The sequence below is a fragment of the Hwangdonia sp. genome (genome assembly GCF_048381975.1).
GTDB classification, from domain to species: Bacteria; Bacteroidota; Bacteroidia; order Flavobacteriales; family Flavobacteriaceae; genus Hwangdonia; species Hwangdonia seohaensis.
In genome coordinates this window covers 66608-84853 of the sequence record NZ_JBLWYT010000001.1, presented here as the reverse complement: position 1 = coordinate 84853, position 18246 = coordinate 66608, and the positions used below count along the sequence as shown (strand labels likewise).

The following is an 18246-nucleotide window of genomic DNA, read 5'->3' as shown; positions in this document are numbered from 1 at the left end:
ACATTAAGAAAAAAGAATATGAGCACAAAAACAATTCCTTACGTAGCCAATAAAGTGAAAGATATATCGCTTGCCGATTGGGGACGCAAAGAAATAGAATTAGCAGAAGCCGAAATGCCGGGGTTAATGAGCCTTCGTGAAGAGTACGGAAATTCGCAACCGCTTAAAGGCGCGCGTATTGCCGGCTGTTTACATATGACTATTCAAACGGCAGTTTTAATTGAAACCTTGCAGGCTTTGGGTGCCGAGGTAACTTGGAGTTCTTGTAATATTTTCTCAACACAAGACCAAGCTGCTGCTGCCATTGCTGCTGCTGGAACCGCAGTTTACGCATGGAAAGATATGACCGAAGAAGAATTTGATTGGTGTATCGAGCAAACCTTATTTTTTGGTAAAGACCGCAAACCATTAAACATGATTCTTGATGACGGTGGCGATTTAACCAATATGGTTTTAGATAAATACCCAGAATTAGCTGCAGGAATTAAAGGCTTGTCTGAAGAAACCACAACAGGTGTTCACAGACTGTACGAGCGTGTAAAAAACGGTACGTTGCCTATGCCAGCTATAAACGTAAACGATTCGGTAACAAAATCGAAATTCGATAATAAATACGGTTGTAAAGAATCTGCAGTTGATGCGATTCGTCGTGCTACCGATTTAATGCTAGCCGGAAAACGTGTAACCGTTTGTGGTTATGGCGATGTTGGTAAAGGTACAGCGGCTTCTTTTAAAGGTGCCGGAAGTATTGTAACGGTTACAGAAATAGACCCAATTTGTGCATTACAAGCGGCGATGGATGGTTTTGAAGTGAAGAAATTGGAAACCGTTGTTGCTAATTCTGATATTGTAATCACCACCACAGGGAACAAAGACATCGTTCGCGCTGAGCATTTTAAAGCGATGAAAGACAAAACCGTTGTGTGCAACATTGGGCATTTTGACAACGAAATACAAATGGCTTGGTTAAACGACAACTACGGAAACACCAAAAATACCATTAAGCCACAGGTTGATAAATATACCATTGACGGGAAGGACATTATCATACTAGCCGAAGGGCGTTTGGTAAATTTAGGATGCGCCACAGGCCACCCGAGTTTTGTAATGAGCAACTCGTTTACCAACCAAACCTTAGCACAAATCGAGCTTTGGAACAACGCCGACGCGTACCAAAACGATGTGTATATGCTACCAAAACATCTTGATGAAAAGGTTGCTAAATTACACTTGGAAAAAATTGGTGTTGAGCTTACCGAATTAAAACCGTATCAAGCCGAATATATTGGCGTAACGGTTGATGGCCCTTATAAGCCAGAACATTACAGATATTAATTTTATCATTCCCACGAAGGTGGGAATCTTATTAATCGAAACTATATTATTATAAATTAAATCCCGAGCAGCAATGTTTGGGATTTTTTTTTGCACCGTCATTGCGAGCCAGTAACTAAGCCTGCACTGAGCGAAGTGGAAATGTGCAAACTTTTAAATTGAAACTGTAAATAATTTGGGCAATTTTATTTTGGCAGAAAAAGCCAAAATAAACCGCGCTTTACACTATATCTTTTTAAAACATTTGGGTTAAGGGCAAGCGAGGTAACAATCTGTTATTCTTTTCTCTAATCAAGGTTTATAGTTTTTATATTTTTAAAAAGGATGCCGTTACAATCGCTATCGCACAATCTGCCATGGCTTGCTACACTTCCCTTTTTTCGTTATATTTATTTACAAATGGGCTATAACGAAGAAAAAATAAAAGTGCCTCGGTTTAATGAAGCGTCTGGTTTCTATACCACCAAAAAACGCTCTAAAATAATGAGCCGTATTCAAGGTAAAAACACCAAACCCGAACTGATGTTCAGAAAAGCTTTATGGGCAAAAGGCGTAAGGTATCGCGTAAACTCAAAAAAACTTTTTGGCAAACCCGATGTGTCCATTCAAAGGTATAAGCTTGCTGTTTTTATCGACGGTGCATTTTGGCACGGGTACAATTGGCAGGAAAGAAAAGCTAAACTTAAATCCAATCGCGGTTTTTGGATTCCTAAAATAGAACGCAATATGCAGCGCGATAAAGAAGTAAATTTAGAATTGAAAAATTTGGGCTACACCGTTTTCAGGTTTTGGGACCACGACATAATAAAAGAACTCGACAAATGCATTAATGATGTAATGGTATATATTCATACGGGCGAAAACCCGTGAACGATGAAAATCAATCCACCATATCCTCTTCAAAATACCACCACAAACTAGAGTCGATGGATTGCTTCATTTTATTAATATCTACATCGTCTTTCAAGAAAACCGTAATGTTTTCAGGAACTCGGTTTTGCCCAATACTTTCACTTATTTCAATCATTTCAATCTCGTTAAAATGCTCTAAATGCCTTTTTATCTTAGCACCTGAGGATTCATCACTCAAAAAAATCTTAATGGTTTGTTGGTTCGGAGAGTTTCTAATTTCTGATCTAAACGGTAGCATAATCAATAATTTTAAGTAAAACAATATGCAATAGCCTAAGTTAAGAATTTAATCAATATCTTTTGAAATAAATTTAAACCATGTCGAATAAAAAAATCAAATATTTACATGCTTTATTATCTGAAATAGAGCAACATATACCTCTTAAGGACCAAACCAACCCTAAGGTTACTAAATCTGATATTGGTTGGCAGCTCGACCATAGCTTAAAGGTATTTAACGCCGTTTGCGAATGGACCATAAAATCGAACCCAGCAGATTATGAGCGAAAGTTTAGTTTTTGGCGCACGGTTTTATTCCCCATAGGCTATATCCCAAGAGGGAAGGTTAAAGCCCCAAAAATAGTGCGGCCGCCAAATGTTATTTTAGATGAAGACTTAAAAACCCAATTGCAAACCGCAAAAAACCATATTGATGCTTTAAAACCCTTACCTGAAAAAGCGTATTTCAAGCATTTTATATTCGGGAAATTATCTAAAAAGCAAACGCTACGGTTTTTAGAAATGCATACCAATCACCATTTAAAAATCGTGAGGGATATTTTGAAAGCATAAAAAAAACCTTTCTGTTTCCAGAAAGGTTTTAAATGCCCTGAGACATGCTCAGGGTTAATTTTAAAGAAAGTGTTTATTAAGCATCAAAAGGCTCAATAGAAACGTAAGATTTGTTGTCTTTTTTCTTTGTAAATTTTACAAGACCATCAACTTGCGCGTGCAATGTGTGATCCTTTCCTTGGTATACGTTTTCACCTGGGTGATGCGTGTTACCACGTTGTCTTATGATAATGTTTCCAGCAATGGCAGCTTGTCCACCAAAAATCTTAACACCTAAGCGTTTCGATTCTGATTCTCTACCATTCTTAGAACTACCTACTCCTTTTTTATGAGCCATTGTCTTAAGTATTTATATTGTTAATATTAAGTATATGAAAAACTATTTTTCAATACCGCCTTCTAATCTGTCTTGTAATTCTTTAAGCTCGTCCCATTTTCCATCTGCAGCTAATTTAGCTTGCTTTGGCCAAGTATCAGTCACAATGTGAGCTAATCTTGAACTTGCTTCTGAAAGAATATTACTTAAATCTTCTGGTTTTGCTTTTGCCACCTTAGCAAAAGTATCTAAACCTGCGTTTACTAAAGCTTCTGCCGCTTTAGGCCCTGCACCTTCGATTTTCTTTAAATCGTCAGCTTTTCCTGTTGCTTTTTTAGCAGCTGGTTTTGCTTCGGCCTTTGGTGCTTTTGCTTTTGGTTCTTCTTTTTTAGCTTCTTTTTTTGGAGCAGCTTTTTTAGCTCCCGAAGCAACGATGCTTTCGATTACGATTTCAGATAAAGATTGACGGTGTCCGTTTTTTACACGATAACCTTTACGTCTTTTCTTTTTGAAAACGATTACTTTATCACCTTTAAGGTGCTTTAAGACTTTTGCACTAACCTGTGCTCCGTCTATAGCTGGGGCGCCTACAGTTACTTTGTCGCCATCTCCAATTAAAAGAACGTTATCGAAATCTACTTTCTTACCTTCTTCAGTTTGCAAACGGTTAACAAAAACTTTTTGGTCTTTTTCAACTTTAAATTGATGCCCTGCTATCTCTACAATTGCGTACATAGCGAATTTTTATTAATTAAATTTGTTCAAAAAATGAGTGCAAATATACGGCTAAATAATTAAACTGCAAACGTTTTATTTCTTTTGAAGAATATTTCCGCTGTTTTTAAAAAATTGCATCACGGTTAAGGTTGAAATCACCGTTGTAGCAACCCCCATGATCGCCACAATAAATGTGACCATGCCTATATCAACATTAAAAACACCATCAATGTTTTCCAATAATTGCGATAAAAAGCCAGGGTTGACTTCGGTGGCATAAAACAAGAAGAATACCGTAAAAAAGAAGGTGGCAACAAAGCCGGTAATGATGCCTGTTTTAAAGCCTTCGCCATAAGAAAACGATTCGGTATCCTTAAGCTTTTGCAATCTAACGGCGTCAAAAATACCAAAAACGGTTATAACGGCGTTAAAAAAGCTAAAAACGGGATTTGTATGTTTGTCAAACAAGGCCAAAATTAAAAAATAAGCAATGAGTACCGCACTTGTAACGAGGCCAAAACGAATGGGAAGTGAAAGCGTTTTCATGATTTTATATCTATATATTTTTAGATTTAAATGCGCACTATAATTAGGTGGTTTGAAGATAGATTTCTCTAAATTTCGTAAAAAAAATCGATTAATAATAATTTAGCACAAACTATTTTAAAATAAACGCCTTGGCACAGTACCGAAACGTATTAAAACTCAAAAAAAGAAAAACGATGTTTTGCAAGGCATTTCATTCGTGGTTTTTTAATCCGTTTTAAACAAATTTTCACAGTTAGAGCAAGCCTGAAAAAAGGTATGCATTTTAAATGGACAGGGTTTGGTTTGGGTGTTTATCGAGAATTATAAAATTTTACTTTTTTGTGCATTAACCGTCTTTATTTATTAGCTTTGTAGCTACAATGGGCATGTAACGTTCCTAAGTGAAACCCAATACATCCCATGGATTTTATATTAATTTAAAACACACCCAAATGAAAACATTTAAGAATATTATAGCCATTGCCATAATTACGCTTTTTGCTTTTAGTTGTAAAAACGAAACCAAAGCTGAGATCAAAACGGTTGAAGTAGCCTCGGAGACCGTTAAAACACTAGACCCAAATGCGACTTACGCTAAAGCGGAATTTACTATTGATGGTATGACCTGCGAAATTGGATGCGCAAAAACCATCGAGAAAAAAATAGCCAAAATGGAAGGCGTAAAGTCGGCTAAAGTAGATTTTGACAGAAAACTAGCTATGGTTGAATACAACGACGCTAAGGTTACCCCAACATCGCTTGAAGAAACCGTAACCAAAGTTGCCGATATTTATAAGGTTAGCGACATGAAGACCGTTGAAGGCTTTTCAGCAAAAAAAGCCTGTGATGCAGATTGCGCCAAAGCCTGTTGCGCCAACAAAACCGATGCCGAGAAAAAAGCATGCGCTGCCGATTGTAAAAAGGCGTGTTGTGCTGAAAAGGGCAAGGCTTAATCTGAACTCATTTAAACGTATTTACCTTTTAGAAAGCTTCTCAAAAACTGAGGAGCTTTTTTATTTCCACCTAAGCGTTTCCATAATATGCTTAATGTCTTTTTGCAGATAATTTGCTGCCGGAAGAATAGAATCGTAATTGGGTTTTGCGTTAAAATATAACGAGCCCGTTAAGAAATGATTAACGCTATCGGTTACATAAAACTGTACGGGCGACGCCACATTTCCCTTTACTTCGGATAGCAAACCGTAAACCTTTCTTTTATCATCTTCAAAAGGATATGCAGGAATTTCGTCTGCTTTTTTGGTGTGCTCCAAGGTGAATTTTTGGGCATCCCTTAAAAAGCTTATCAGGTTTTTTTCATCCTTTTCAATAGCCTTATAGGTTAAAAAAATGGTGCCTTTTAACGCTGCGTATTCCAAGTTTATACCGTAACTTTTTGTTGGTGCTTTAAGTTCTTTTAAGACTGTTTTTGAGGATAGTAAATTTTTCTCGAAAGTGAACGGTAATTGCAAATTGGCATCAACATATTTAGCCTTCGGGTATTCTAATCGTAATTCTGCCTTTGGTTTTGGGGTTGTTGTTTCTCCGCAAGACAAACAGACGATTATTAATAGCCAAACATAAAAATTCTTATTCATTAAGTCTTGGTTAATTTTATGCGCTTTATACGTTTATTATCTAAAGCTTCTATAGTAAAAACGTAATTTTCGAAATTTATTTTACTGTTTAACTTCGGAAAACTTTTAGATATTTCCAGAACAAAACCGGCAATGGTTTCGGCTTCGCCTTTATTGTCTTCAAAAAGAGTTTCATCTTCAACTTTAACAACCTTGTAAAAATCCTTTAAAGCGGTTTTCCCTTCAAACACATAATTGTTCTCGTCCAGTTTTGAGTACAATAAATCCTCATCATCAAACTCATCACTAATATCGCCTACAATCTCTTCAATAATATCTTCTAAGGAAATCAATCCCGAAGTACCTCCATATTCATCAACCACAACGGCCAAATGCACTTTTTTCTCTTGAAATTCCGCCATTAAATCATCCAGCTTTTTATTCTCTGGCACAAAAAAGGGCTCGCGCAATAAGGTTGACCAATCAAACTGTTTCCGGTCGATATATGGCAATAAATCCTTAACGTACAAAACACCTTCAATGGTATCAATATTATCTCTATAAACCGGGATTCTGGAGTAACCGTTGGCAATGATTTCGGGCATAATTTCGGCATATTTTTGCTCGATATTAAGCGCAAAAATATCTATTCGCGGCCGCATAACTTGCTTGGTATCGGTGTTTCCGAAAGAGACAATACCTTGCAATATTTTTTGCTCTTCTTTAGTCGTGTCGTCTTCGCTGGTAAGCTCTAAAGCTTGCGACAATTGATCGACACTTAAATTCGATTTTTGCTTGCCCAGTTTTTTATGAATGGCCAATGTAACACCGCGCATGGGCATACTTATAGGCGTAAGCAACACATCTAAAACACGCAACGGATAGGCCATAAACGAAGCAAACTTTAGCTTATTTCTATTGGCATAAATTTTAGGCAATATTTCGCCAAATAATAAAATAAGAAAGGTTACAATTATTACTTCTATGGCGAATTTCAATACCGGAGATGCAATGGCATTAAACAGATTGCCGCCCAAATACGCGAACAAAATAACAATGGCTATGTTTATAAAATTATTGGATACCAATATGGTTGCCAATAATTTTTTAGGGCGTTCTAAGAGTTTTGCTATAATTTGAATGCGTTTAGAATTGGCTGCCAAACCTTCGTCAATATCCGCTCTTGTGAGTGAAAACAAAGCAACTTCGGCACCCGAAATAAGTCCGGAACAAATTAACAGTAAAAAAAGTAATGCAAAACCACTAACAACTGAAAAATCAATTGCCAAAACTAATGCTATAAAACTCGCGGGGTCAGGATCCAATTACCATGGTATTAGTTAAACATAGGTTTCGACACACAAATCGAGAACCACTTTTGATATTAAAACGGAAGGTCATCACTATCTTCTTCAACAGGTTTCGCCGGTCCTGATGGTTTTGCGGCAACATTGGTATTTTGCACTGCAGGTTTATTGGCCGCATTGGTATCGCTTTCTTTTTTAGTACTTAAAAACGTAAAATCGGTACAATGGATTTCGGTCGAGTACCGGTCTGCACCTTTATCGTCTTGCCATTTTCTGGTTTTCAATCGGCCTTCAATATACACTTTATCGCCTTTGCTTAAATATTTTTCGCAAATTTCGGCACCTTTATTACGCACCACAATATTATGCCATTCGGTATTTGTAATGCGCTCGTTGGTTTGTTTGCTGGTATAGGTTTCGTTTGTTGCCAACGGAAAGCGACCAATACATCCGCCGCCTTCAAAATAGTGCATTTTTACCTCATCTCCCAAATGCCCAATAAGCATCACTTTATTTAATGTTCCTGACATAATCTTTTTTAATTTAATACTGCAAAATTACTCTTTTGCATTTGATAAACTTAAAATTAGTAAAAAAATATGACTGTTTAAAATCGAGTATCAAAAATTAAACGCCTCAATAAAGTTTCCTATTATAATTGGCACGGGAAAGTCGTGTATTTTATCAACTGAAATTGCGTTACCATTTAAACGCTCAACATTTACAATCCAGAATTTTGTGTGCAAATGCTGGTGCGATAATTTATGAACCATCACGTCCTTATTATATAACAGCAATTCAAACGGCATACCTTCCAACAAAGTATGGTTTTTTACAAGCGTTTTAAATTGGTTGTAATCTAGGTTTTTATCGGTTTCAACTAAAGGAAATTGATACAGGTTTTGCCAAATCCCTTTACCCTCGCGCTTTTCCAATACGGTTTTCTGGTCTTTTGATACGAATACCAAAAAGTTAAAATGCTTTTTTTTCGCTTTCGCGGATTTAATTTTAACCGGTAATTCGGCTATTCTATTCTTGTTAAAAGCAATGCATCCCTTATTTAAAGGGCAAATGCGGCAATCTGGATTTTTGGGTGTACACTGTACCGCACCAAACTCCATAATGGCTTGGTTAAAATTGGCCGGATCCTCTTTATCGATTAATTCTTGGGCCAAAGCCTTAAATTCCTTCACGCCTTTTGATGAATTTATGGGCGTGTCAATTCCGAAATATCGCGATAACACCCTATACACGTTACCATCAACCACGGCTGTGGCCTCGTTAAAGCAAATTGAAGCGATGGCACTGGCGGTATAATCGCCAACCCCTTTTAGTTTTAGCAATGCTTTGTAGTTGTTGGGAAATTCCCCGTTAAACGCGCTTACAATATACTTTGAAGTCGCGTGCAGATTTCTGGCACGGGAATAATACCCGAGCCCTTGCCATAATTTTAGCACTTCACTTTCATCGGCTTTTGCCAAATCAAAAACCGTTGGATATTGGGCAACAAACGCTTGGTAATAGGGCAATCCCTGTTTAACTTGGGTTTGTTGCAAAATAATTTCAGACAACCAAATAAAGTAAGGATCTTGGGTTTGTCTCCAAGGAAGCATTCGCTTATTAATTGAGTACCAGTGTTTTAGTGTTTTTGAAAAAATCATTGATTCGTTAAATAAAGCAAACAAAAATAAACGTTTATAATCTTAAATTTTAATGAATTAGGTTTGAAATATTGAATTTTAAATTCCTATATTTGCATCCCTTAAAAACTATAATAGTAACTTAAAATAATATATTAAAATGACGAAGGCTGATTTAGTAGCAAAGATTTCAGAGAAATTAGGAATTGAAAAAGGTGATGTTCAAGCAACTGTTGAAACATTTATGGAAGAAGTAAAAACCTCTTTAGAAAGTGGTGACAACGTTTATTTAAGAGGTTTTGGAAGCTTTATTGTAAAAACAAGAGCTGAAAAAACGGGAAGAAACATCTCTAAAAACACAACCATTAAAATACCAGCTCATAACATTCCTGCATTTAAGCCTGCAAAAGTTTTTGTAGAAGGCGTTAAAACAAATGTAGAAGTGAAGTAAACGAGCTTCAAACGAATTATTAATTTAAAAAGACACTATTTATGCCAAGTGGTAAAAAACGCAAAAGACATAAGGTAGCGACGCACAAACGTAAAAAACGTAGACGCGCTAACCGTCACAAAAAGAAAAAATAAACCAAAAAAGTAGTTAGATCAGCTACTTTTTTCGGTTTTAAAAAACAACAAGTTCTTTGAAATGAGTTCATTAAAATTTTTAGCGTCTTTTTTAGATGTTTTTTGAACTCCACGGATTTAAAAATCCTGTGAAATACCTTAGTAAAAGGTTAATCTTAAATCACTTAGATTAGCTTAAGGTATTCAATCCGATAATTAAAAAAACATCAATTATCAGATTAAAAATAATGTATAATCCATCTGTCGCTTATTAAAGTGATGGATTAAAATTAACTAAATGGATAAAGAATTGATCATTAGATCTAGTTCTAACGACGTTGATTTTGCCTTATTAAAAGATGGAAAACTTATTGAATTACAGAAAGATGAAGATAGTAACGACTTCTCGGTTGGCGATGTGTTTATAGCCAAAATACGAAAAGCCGTTCCTGGACTAAACGCCGCATTTGTAAATGTAGGCTACGAGAAAGATGCATTTTTGCACTATCACGATTTAGGGCCAAAACTACCTTCGCTTTTAAAATTCACAAAACGTGTAAGCACAGGTAAACTAAAAGATTTTTCTTTAAAAAACTTCCCATTTGAAAAAGATATTGATAAAGACGGCAAAATTGCCGATGTCTTAAAATCAAATCAATCGCTATTAGTACAAATAGTAAAAGAACCCATATCCACCAAAGGGCCCAGAATTAGTTCTGAGCTTTCTATAGCCGGTAGATATATTGTTTTGGTCCCTTTTTCCAGTCGCATCTCTATTTCTCAAAAAATAGAAGACAAAGCAGAAAAAGACCGATTAAAACGATTGGTTAAAAGTATCACGCCGCAAGGTTTTGGTATTATTGTTCGTACGGTAGCACAAGGCAAAAAAGTAGCTGAACTAGATAAAGATTTGCAAAATTTGCTCCAGCGATGGAATGCAATGTGCAAAAAGCTACACAGAGCACATCATCCAAGTAAAGTATTGGGAGAAATGAATAAAGCCTCGTCTATTCTACGAGACATATTCAACGACACCTTTACAAGTATTCATGTTGATGATGAAGAGCTTTATTATCAAATTAAAGATTACGTGCAGGAAATTGCACCAAAAAAAGAATCAATAGTTAAATTGTATCAGTCTAAAGTTCCAATTTTCGAGAAATTCGGGATTGAAAGACAAATAAAAACCTCCTTTGGTAAAACCGTTTCTATGGCAAAAGGTGCGTATTTGGTAATTGAACATACCGAAGCGCTCCACGTAATAGATGTAAACAGCGGAAACCGCTCTAACAAAGCAAACAACCAAGAGGATACCGCACTTGAGGTTAATTTAATCGCCGCTACCGAAATGGCGCGCCAGTTGCGTTTACGCGATATGGGCGGCATAATAGTAGTAGATTTTATCGATTTAACAAGAGTAGAAAACAGGCAAAAATTGTTCAATCACCTTCGCGATGAAATGAAGGACGATAGGGCAAAACACAAAATACTGCCTCCAAGTAAATTTGGCTTGATACAAATAACAAGACAACGTGTACGTCCAGAAATGAACATTAAAACCCGTGAGGAAAACCCTGACGAGATTATTAATGGTTCTGAGATTGAAGCACCCATAGGATTGGTGCAAAAAATAAATCACGATCTTGAAAAACTATTAAAAAAAGACTATAAAAAGCTGACTTTAAACACACATCCTTTTATAGCGGCCTTCTTAACAAAAGGTTTTCCATCAGTACGCTCAAAATGGTTTTTTGAGCACAAAAAATGGGTTAAAATTTTACCAAGAGATGCTTACACATACTTAGAATACCACTTTTTCGATAAAGACGGTAATCAAATTAAATAACTTAAAACGCCTTTCTATTTATTTAGTAAGGCGTTTTTGTTTTATACGTTATTGCTCAATCTTTTAATTTTTATTTGGGCGTCACCCCACCCATCGACTTCGCTCAGAGCAAGAAGGGTCGGGCTTTCACTACACGCTTCCTCCTATATTGGCGAGCTCAAACATTTAGCCTGCGGTGAGCGCAGTCGAACCGTTCAATCCCTAACGCGGGTTTAGTACTTGCCTCCAAGATTATAGAATTCCATTTACTTTAAACTTACTCTAGCCGCCACTAAGCGGAGCATAGCGCTAGCGGAGGGTTTCTTTTAAAAAAGAAATCTAGAAAGAAATTAGTTCTATCAATCTAAATAATTAAACTTATCAACAGGCAACCAATAATTTATCAACAAATTGTTTCTATTTGTGGCTATCAGTTACAAAAACCTACACCCGTATAAATCAGCACATTGTAGATGTTATATAATTACCCTAGATTTGGTTCTATATAGAAAAACAAAGAACATGATTAATTATTATTTATCAAAAAAAGGCTATTTCACAGATGCAGATTTTGAAAGCCAATTAACTCAAGCATCGATTGAAATTTTGAAACAAAACAATTTATCTTGTGCTGATTTCGAAAGAATTCGGTTATCAAAAAACCAAGGTTATTCAAAATCTAAAAGCAACAAAATAATTACATACTATGGTAATTATTCAGTCTATAAAATATCCAAACAAGAAAAAACTTTAGGTTTTTTAAATTGCTTTCTAGACAAAAACAATCTTTTAGAATTTTTCACATAAGAAAATATTAAATTGATTGGTTTCGTCCCTATTGCTTTCTTTATGCTATAACAAAAGATGAACACCAAGGTTGTTTCCAAAAACAAAAGCACAATCCAAAGTGTTTATATTTTTATATTCGGTTGTTATTATAGCACACACATAAGTATTACTTTTACCAAAACTTAAAACGTTGCAAAAACCAGTCTCCATAACCGCCATGGCATCCATTTCCCCGTTAGGAAAATCGTTGGATCACATTTGGGAAAACTATCAAAACAACCAACATTACATTACCGAGAAAAGGTTAAAAAACGAATCTGTTTTAGTGGCCCAAATTCCTCAAGAAGTAAAACAAGACATTGAAGCTTTACGGCTATCGGACAACAAATACAAATCGCTGGACAATACCGTTTTATATGCGATATACGCCTCACGACAAGCCATAAAAGATGCCCATTGGAAAGCTTCAGACAACTTCGGCATTAACATTGGGTCGTCTCGGGGCGCCACGCAACTTTTCGAAGATTACCATAAAGATTTCCTAAAAAACAATAAAGCAAAAACCTTAAGCTCGCCAACCACAACACTGGGAAATATATCATCGTGGGTGGCACACGATTTACAAACCAATGGCCCAGAAATAAGCCATTCCATAACCTGCTCCACAGCTTTACACGCTCTGTTAAATGGCGTGGCTTGGATAAATTCCGGCATGTGCAATAAGTTTTTGGTTGGTGGCAGCGAAGCGCCATTAACACCGTTTACCATAGCACAAATGCAGGCCTTAAAAATTTATTCAAAAGCCAAATTAGACGAAGAATCTTTTCCCTGTCGAGCTTTAAATCTTTCAAAAAAGCAAAATACCATGGTTTTAGGCGAAGGCGCATCCATGGTTTGCTTGGAATCCGGTAAAACAGAAAACGCTTTGGCTTACATAACCGGCATGGGTTACGCCACCGAGATTTTAACGCACAACATTTCCATTTCTACCGATGCCAAATGCTTTCAAAAATCGATGAAAATGGCATTGGGCAATCTAAATCCAAACGATATTGATATTATCGTCATGCACGCTCCGGGCACCATAAAAGGCGATCTTTCAGAATATAAAGCTATTGAAGCTGTTTTTAAAAACAACCTTCCAGCATTAACAAGCAACAAATGGAAAATAGGGCACACCTTTGGAGCATCCGGCGCATTAAGTATCGAGCTAGCTGTTTTAATGTTACAGCATCAAAAATTTATTGGAATACCATATTTAGAGCATCAAAAAACACCTAAAAAAATTAAACATATTTTAGTGAATGCCGTTGGGTTTGGCGGTAACGCCGTTTCAATCCTGTTAACAAAATAAAATGTTATATTTATTGAAACAAATGGCTACCATGAGATATTTTGTTTTAATCGTTATAATCTTCTTTTCAAGTTGTAAAAACGAAAGCACAGACCCTATTGAAACCGTTTTGGCTTCCAGCAACCCAAAAATTAAAACCATAGCGGATGCTATCGGGAACCACGAGGTTCAAATTTTATTTACTGAAGTTAAAAGGGAAAAGGACTCCGTTTATTTTGAAGATTACAGTTTTCAGGTTGACGACAACATCTATTTTTATCCTGCGAGTACCGTAAAATTACCCATTGCCATATTGGCTCTGGAAAAAATTAAGGACCATGCGCTTATCGATAGAAACACCCTTTTTAATGTTGAAGGTGACAGTACAAAAACAACAGTATCCAATGCCATTAAAAAAATATTTGCCGTAAGCGATAACGCTGCCTATAACAGATTGTTTGAGTATTTAGGTAAAGATTACATTAACAGAAAACTGAAAGAGAAAGGCATAAACGCCAGAATTTCCCATAGATTATCGGTGGATAATTCTACCGATTTAAAAACCAAACCGCTTATCTTTTACAATCAAAATCAGGTTATTTTTAAAACCGATTCCGTTATCAATCAACCCATAAATCCCTTAAACTTAAATAAAATCACCAAAGGCAAAGGCTATATGGTTAATGATAGTTTGGTTAATAATTCTATGGATTTTTCGTTAAAAAACTATTTGTCCGTAACCGCTTTACACCAAATTATGAAACGGTTGATGTTTCCCGAATTATATCCGTATGACCAACAATTTCATTTAACACCAAACGACAGGACGTTTTTAATTAACACCATGAGCATCTTGCCCCACGAAGCTGGTTACATCTCTGATGATTATTACGAAAGCTATGTCAAGTTTTTAGTGTTTGGCGACTCAAAAAAACCCATGCCCAAGCATATAAAAATATACAACAAGGTGGGTAATGCCTACGGTTACCTGACCGATTGCGCGTATATTGTAAATGAAAAAACCAAAAAAGAATACATAATAACCGCAACCATTCACGTTAATAAAAACCAGATTTTTAACGACAATGTTTACGAATACGATACGGTAGGTTTTCCTTTTTTAGCTGAATTGGGCAGACAATTAATTGAGTAATTCCCGTAAAATTTTACATGGTTTTGTAACAAAATACAAATCCCAACTACTTATAAGTAGAAATTAAGCTACACTATATTTTATTTCTGAACAGAAATGTTACGCTTATTTTTCTTTAAAGATAAAGTTGAAAAACTTTATAAAGGTTGTATATTTATTCCGTATTAATTATCGTTTTCACAATGGCAGAATGGTTTTCAAATCTAGATTTACTTTTAAAAATATATTGGCTCATTGCCATTATAAGCTCGCTTGTTTTTACCATTGTAATCATTTTAGCATTTACGGGTGGCGACACTGATGAATTTGAGGATTTAGATGCCGATACCGGTATTGGGTTTCAATTTATAACCTTTAAAAATTTAGTGGGATTTTTTACCATTTTTGGTTGGAGCGGCATAGCTTGTATTGAAGCTGGATTATCAAAACCTCTAACCGTTATCATTTCTTTATTATCCGGAATGGTGATGATGGTCATTATGGCCGCTATGTTTTACTTTATGCGAAAGCTAACCGATAGCGGTACTTTAAACTACAAAAATGCTATTGATGCCATTGGCGAAGTATATTTAACCATTGGTGCCAACCGCTCTAAAATGGGAAAAGTTAGCATACAGGTTCAAGGGTCGTTGCGCGAACTGGATGCGCTTACCGATTCTTTTACACCGCTAAAATCTGGCACCATTATAAAAGTTGTTGATGTTACCAACAACGGTATTTTAATAGTCGATCAAACAATAAAACCAATAGAACCCACAAAACCACACACTTATGAGATTACTGATAATTCAGGAGGGCTTTAATTTCGGACTCCCCATGGCGCTAATTTTTGGCGTATTATTTATATTCCTTTTTCTAATTGTATTAATAAGACGCTACAAACGCTGTCCGTCCGACCGGATTTTGGTCGTTTACGGTAAAGTTGGCGGCGGGCAATCGGCTAAATGTATTCATGGTGGCGCTGCCTTTATTTTACCTGTTATTCAAGACTACGAGTTTTTAGAATTAACCCCAATTTCCATTGAAGTTAATTTAGTAAACGCTTTATCAAAACAAAACATTCGTGTTAATGTGCCATCGCGTTTTACCATTGGTGTTTCAACCGAACCGGGAATCATGCAAAATGCTGCCGAAAGACTTTTAGGCTTAGGGCAAAACGAAATTCAGGATTTGGCACAGGAAATCATTTTTGGTCAGCTGCGATTGGTTGTCGCGTCCATGGATATTGAAGAAATCAATAACGACCGCGATAAATTTTTGGCCAACATTTCACAAAGTGTCGAGACCGAATTAAAGAAAGTAGGGCTAAAATTAATCAACGTAAACATTACCGATATTGTTGATGAGTCTGGATATATTGAAGCTTTAGGAAAAGAAGCCGCGGCACATGCCATAAATGCCGCCCGTAAATCGGTGGCCGAAAAAACCAGGGATGGTTCCATTGGTGAAGCCAATGCGGTGCAAGACGAAAGAACCCAGGTTGCCGCTGCAAATGCCCAAGCCGTTGAAGGTGAAAACACCGCAAAAATCGCGGTTGCAAATTCCGATTCGTTACGTCGCCAACGCGAAGCAGAAGCAGAGCGCGTTGCGATAGCATCAGAAAAAGTACAAAGCGCAAAAGCCTTGCAAGAATCTTATGCTGCGGAACAGGAAGCAGAAACCGCTAGGGCGGAAAGAGAGCGTTCATCACAAATGGCCGATGTAATTGTACCTGCTGAAATAGATAAAAAGAAAGTAGAAATAGATGCGGAAGCCGAGGCCGAAAAAATTAGAAGACGCGCCAAGGGTGAAGCCGATGCGATACTCTTTAAAGCCCAAGCCGAAGCCCAAGGGTTGTACGAAGTACTAACCAAACAAGCGGCCGGTTTAGATCAAATCGTGAAAGCGGCTGGCAACAACTCAAAAGATGCGGTGCTTTTATTGATAGCCGATAAGTTACCGGAATTGGTTAAAACACAAGCCGAAGCGATTAAAAACATTAAAATCGATAAAGTGACCGTTTGGGAAAACGGTGGCGGGAAAGATGGTAAGTCGTCAACCGCAAACTTCCTTTCCGGTATGTACCAATCGGTGCCGCCTTTGCAGGAAATGTTTAATATGGCTGGCATGCAGTTGCCCGATTATTTAAAAGGAAAAGATCTTAAAGAGGAGGTCGTCAAGACAAAAAACGCCCCTTTTAAAGAGGATGTTGATAAATCTGAACATAAAGAATAAAATTAAAATTCCGCTTTTCCAGCGGAATTTTCTACTTTTACACCTATATTTAAGACTATGAGCGCAACCAAACACAACTGGACCAAAGAAGAAATTCTAGAGATATACAATAAACCTTTAATGGAATTGCTTTACGAAGCCGCTACCATACACCGAAAAAACCACGACCCCAATGTGGTGCAGGTTTCAACTTTACTATCCATTAAAACTGGAGGCTGCTCCGAAGATTGTGGTTATTGCCCACAAGCAGCCCGTTATCACACCAATGTTGAGGGCAACGATTTAATGACGGTTAAACAGGTAAAAGCGCAGGCCTTACGCGCAAAATCGACGGGTAGCTCGCGCGTTTGTATGGGTGCCGCATGGCGTAATGTAAAAGACGGCGAAGAGTTCGACCAGGTTTTGGAAATGGTGCGTACCATTAACAAATTGGACATGGAAGTATGCTGTACACTTGGGATGATTACCGAAAACCAAGCGCAGCGTTTAGCCGAAGCAGGCTTGTATGCTTACAACCATAATTTGGATTCTTCGGAAGAATATTATAAAGAAGTAATTTCAACACGTGGTTACCAAGACCGTTTGGACACTATTGATAACGTGCGCAAAACCAACGTTACGGTTTGCTCTGGCGGTATTATTGGTATGGGCGAAAATATTGAAGACAGAGCGGGCATGCTTGTGGCACTTTCCACATTAAACCCGCAACCCGAATCGACTCCCATTAATGCGTTAGTGGCCGTTGAAGGTACTCCGCTAGAAGACCAAGAACCGGTTTCTATTTGGGAGATGATTAGAATGGTGGCCACCACCAGAATTGTTATGCCGGAAACCCAAGTGCGCTTAAGTGCGGGACGCACGCAAATGACGCGCGAAGGACAGGCCATGTGCTTTTTTGCGGGCGCCAATTCTATTTTTGCAGGCGATAAATTGTTAACCACACCAAACCCGGATGTAAACGAGGATATGGAAATGTTTAAGGAGCTGGGTTTAAATCCGCAAAAGCCTTTTACCAAAAAGGTGCAGCCACAAACGGTTGAAGCTGCCGAATCGAAACTTGAAGCCTTGGGCGAAAAACCAAGATGGACACGCCCCGAACACACCATTGCCCGTAACGAAGTTGCCAAGGCTAAGGCCAAAGCGATGAAACAATAACCAGGGCTTGATAAAAACGGCCTTATGGCAAGCCCGCGTTAGGGATTGAAGCGGCATCCTTTTTAAAACTTGAACACAACAAAGATTGAGGG

20 protein-coding genes are annotated in these 18246 nt (G+C 37.2%); 12 read left to right on the top strand and 8 right to left on the bottom strand.

Annotated features, from left to right (window positions below; translation table 11 throughout):
• The first annotated feature begins 18 nt into the window (after window positions 1-18).
• On the top strand, window positions 19-1335 hold the full coding sequence (gene ahcY, locus ACN5J7_RS00335) for an adenosylhomocysteinase (RefSeq protein ID WP_311936381.1): 1317 nt from the start codon (window positions 19-21) through the stop codon (window positions 1333-1335).
• A 324-nt stretch (window positions 1336-1659) separates the two neighbouring features.
• The gene (locus ACN5J7_RS00330) at window positions 1660-2205 is read left to right on the top strand and encodes a very short patch repair endonuclease (protein WP_382301401.1); all 546 of its coding nucleotides are present in this window, start codon (window positions 1660-1662) and stop codon (window positions 2203-2205) included.
• Window positions 2206-2215: 10 nt separating this feature from the next.
• Here the strand turns inward: ACN5J7_RS00330 and ACN5J7_RS00325 are convergent, their stop codons facing one another.
• The gene (locus ACN5J7_RS00325) at window positions 2216-2485 is read right to left on the bottom strand and encodes a hypothetical protein (RefSeq protein ID WP_311936373.1); all 270 of its coding nucleotides are present in this window, start codon (window positions 2483-2485) and stop codon (window positions 2216-2218) included.
• Between the two features lie 80 nt (window positions 2486-2565).
• Here ACN5J7_RS00325 and ACN5J7_RS00320 point away from each other — a divergent pair, with 80 nt between their 5' ends.
• Window positions 2566-3039 carry a DUF1569 domain-containing protein gene (locus ACN5J7_RS00320; RefSeq protein WP_418602215.1) on the top strand — a complete coding sequence of 158 codons (474 nt, stop codon included), beginning with the start codon at window positions 2566-2568 and terminating at the stop codon, window positions 3037-3039.
• Window positions 3040-3115: 76 nt separating this feature from the next.
• Here ACN5J7_RS00320 and rpmA read toward each other — a convergent pair whose 3' ends face one another.
• From rpmA to ACN5J7_RS00305, 3 genes are all read right to left on the bottom strand, one after another.
• A complete protein-coding gene (gene rpmA / locus ACN5J7_RS00315; RefSeq protein ID WP_311936367.1) occupies window positions 3116-3376 on the bottom strand; it encodes a 50S ribosomal protein L27 in 261 nt (86 codons plus the stop codon).
• A 42-nt stretch (window positions 3377-3418) separates the two neighbouring features.
• The gene (gene rplU, locus ACN5J7_RS00310) at window positions 3419-4090 is read right to left on the bottom strand and encodes a 50S ribosomal protein L21 (RefSeq protein ID WP_311936365.1); all 672 of its coding nucleotides are present in this window, start codon (window positions 4088-4090) and stop codon (window positions 3419-3421) included.
• Window positions 4091-4165: 75 nt separating this feature from the next.
• Entirely contained in the window at window positions 4166-4618 is a 453-nt protein-coding gene (locus ACN5J7_RS00305) for a DUF4199 domain-containing protein (protein WP_418602214.1), read from the bottom strand.
• Between the two features lie 434 nt (window positions 4619-5052).
• Between ACN5J7_RS00305 and ACN5J7_RS00300 the strand changes: the two genes are divergently transcribed.
• Window positions 5053-5553: a heavy-metal-associated domain-containing protein gene (locus tag ACN5J7_RS00300; protein ID WP_418602213.1), complete on the top strand. Its 501-nt coding sequence runs from the start codon at window positions 5053-5055 to the stop codon at window positions 5551-5553.
• A gap of 60 nt (window positions 5554-5613) precedes the next feature.
• On the opposite strand, the gene gldD is transcribed toward ACN5J7_RS00300, so the two are convergent.
• The 4 genes from gldD to mutY form a co-directional block, all read right to left on the bottom strand.
• Entirely contained in the window at window positions 5614-6195 is a 582-nt protein-coding gene (gene gldD / locus ACN5J7_RS00295; RefSeq protein WP_418602212.1) for a gliding motility lipoprotein GldD, read from the bottom strand.
• Entirely contained in the window at window positions 6195-7499 is a 1305-nt protein-coding gene (locus ACN5J7_RS00290) for a gliding motility-associated protein GldE (protein ID WP_418602211.1), read from the bottom strand. The genes gldD and ACN5J7_RS00290 overlap by 1 nt, the downstream gene beginning before the upstream one ends.
• 59 nt (window positions 7500-7558) lie before the next feature.
• Window positions 7559-8011, bottom strand: coding sequence for a single-stranded DNA-binding protein (locus ACN5J7_RS00285; RefSeq protein ID WP_418602210.1), 453 nt, complete (start codon window positions 8009-8011; stop codon window positions 7559-7561).
• 90 nt (window positions 8012-8101) lie between these two features.
• Window positions 8102-9142: an A/G-specific adenine glycosylase gene (gene mutY, locus ACN5J7_RS00280; protein ID WP_311936344.1), complete on the bottom strand. Its 1041-nt coding sequence runs from the start codon at window positions 9140-9142 to the stop codon at window positions 8102-8104.
• Window positions 9143-9281: 139 nt separating this feature from the next.
• Here mutY and ACN5J7_RS00275 point away from each other — a divergent pair, with 139 nt between their 5' ends.
• The 8 genes from ACN5J7_RS00275 to bioB all read left to right on the top strand — a co-directional run bounded on the left by ACN5J7_RS00275 (window position 9282) and on the right by bioB (window position 18154).
• Entirely contained in the window at window positions 9282-9572 is a 291-nt protein-coding gene (locus ACN5J7_RS00275; protein ID WP_109681930.1) for an HU family DNA-binding protein, read from the top strand.
• A gap of 411 nt (window positions 9573-9983) precedes the next feature.
• Window positions 9984-11531, top strand: coding sequence for an Rne/Rng family ribonuclease (locus tag ACN5J7_RS00270; protein WP_418602209.1), 1548 nt, complete (start codon window positions 9984-9986; stop codon window positions 11529-11531).
• Window positions 11532-12032: 501 nt separating this feature from the next.
• Window positions 12033-12317, top strand: coding sequence for a hypothetical protein (locus tag ACN5J7_RS00265; RefSeq protein ID WP_418602208.1), 285 nt, complete (start codon window positions 12033-12035; stop codon window positions 12315-12317).
• A 172-nt stretch (window positions 12318-12489) separates the two neighbouring features.
• Window positions 12490-13653 (top strand): beta-ketoacyl synthase N-terminal-like domain-containing protein, encoded by a 1164-nt coding sequence (locus tag ACN5J7_RS00260; protein ID WP_418602207.1) that lies wholly within the window; start codon window positions 12490-12492, stop codon window positions 13651-13653.
• A 31-nt stretch (window positions 13654-13684) separates the two neighbouring features.
• The gene (locus ACN5J7_RS00255) at window positions 13685-14785 is read left to right on the top strand and encodes a serine hydrolase (RefSeq protein ID WP_418602206.1); all 1101 of its coding nucleotides are present in this window, start codon (window positions 13685-13687) and stop codon (window positions 14783-14785) included.
• Window positions 14786-14967: 182 nt separating this feature from the next.
• Entirely contained in the window at window positions 14968-15588 is a 621-nt protein-coding gene (locus ACN5J7_RS00250) for a hypothetical protein (RefSeq protein ID WP_418602205.1), read from the top strand.
• Window positions 15557-16999: a flotillin family protein gene (locus ACN5J7_RS00245; protein WP_311936326.1), complete on the top strand. Its 1443-nt coding sequence runs from the start codon at window positions 15557-15559 to the stop codon at window positions 16997-16999. Before ACN5J7_RS00250 ends, ACN5J7_RS00245 begins: the two co-directional genes overlap by 32 nt.
• Before the next feature lie 57 nt (window positions 17000-17056).
• Window positions 17057-18154 (top strand): biotin synthase BioB, encoded by a 1098-nt coding sequence (bioB, locus tag ACN5J7_RS00240; RefSeq protein ID WP_418602204.1) that lies wholly within the window; start codon window positions 17057-17059, stop codon window positions 18152-18154.
• Window positions 18155-18246: the final 92 nt, after the last annotated feature.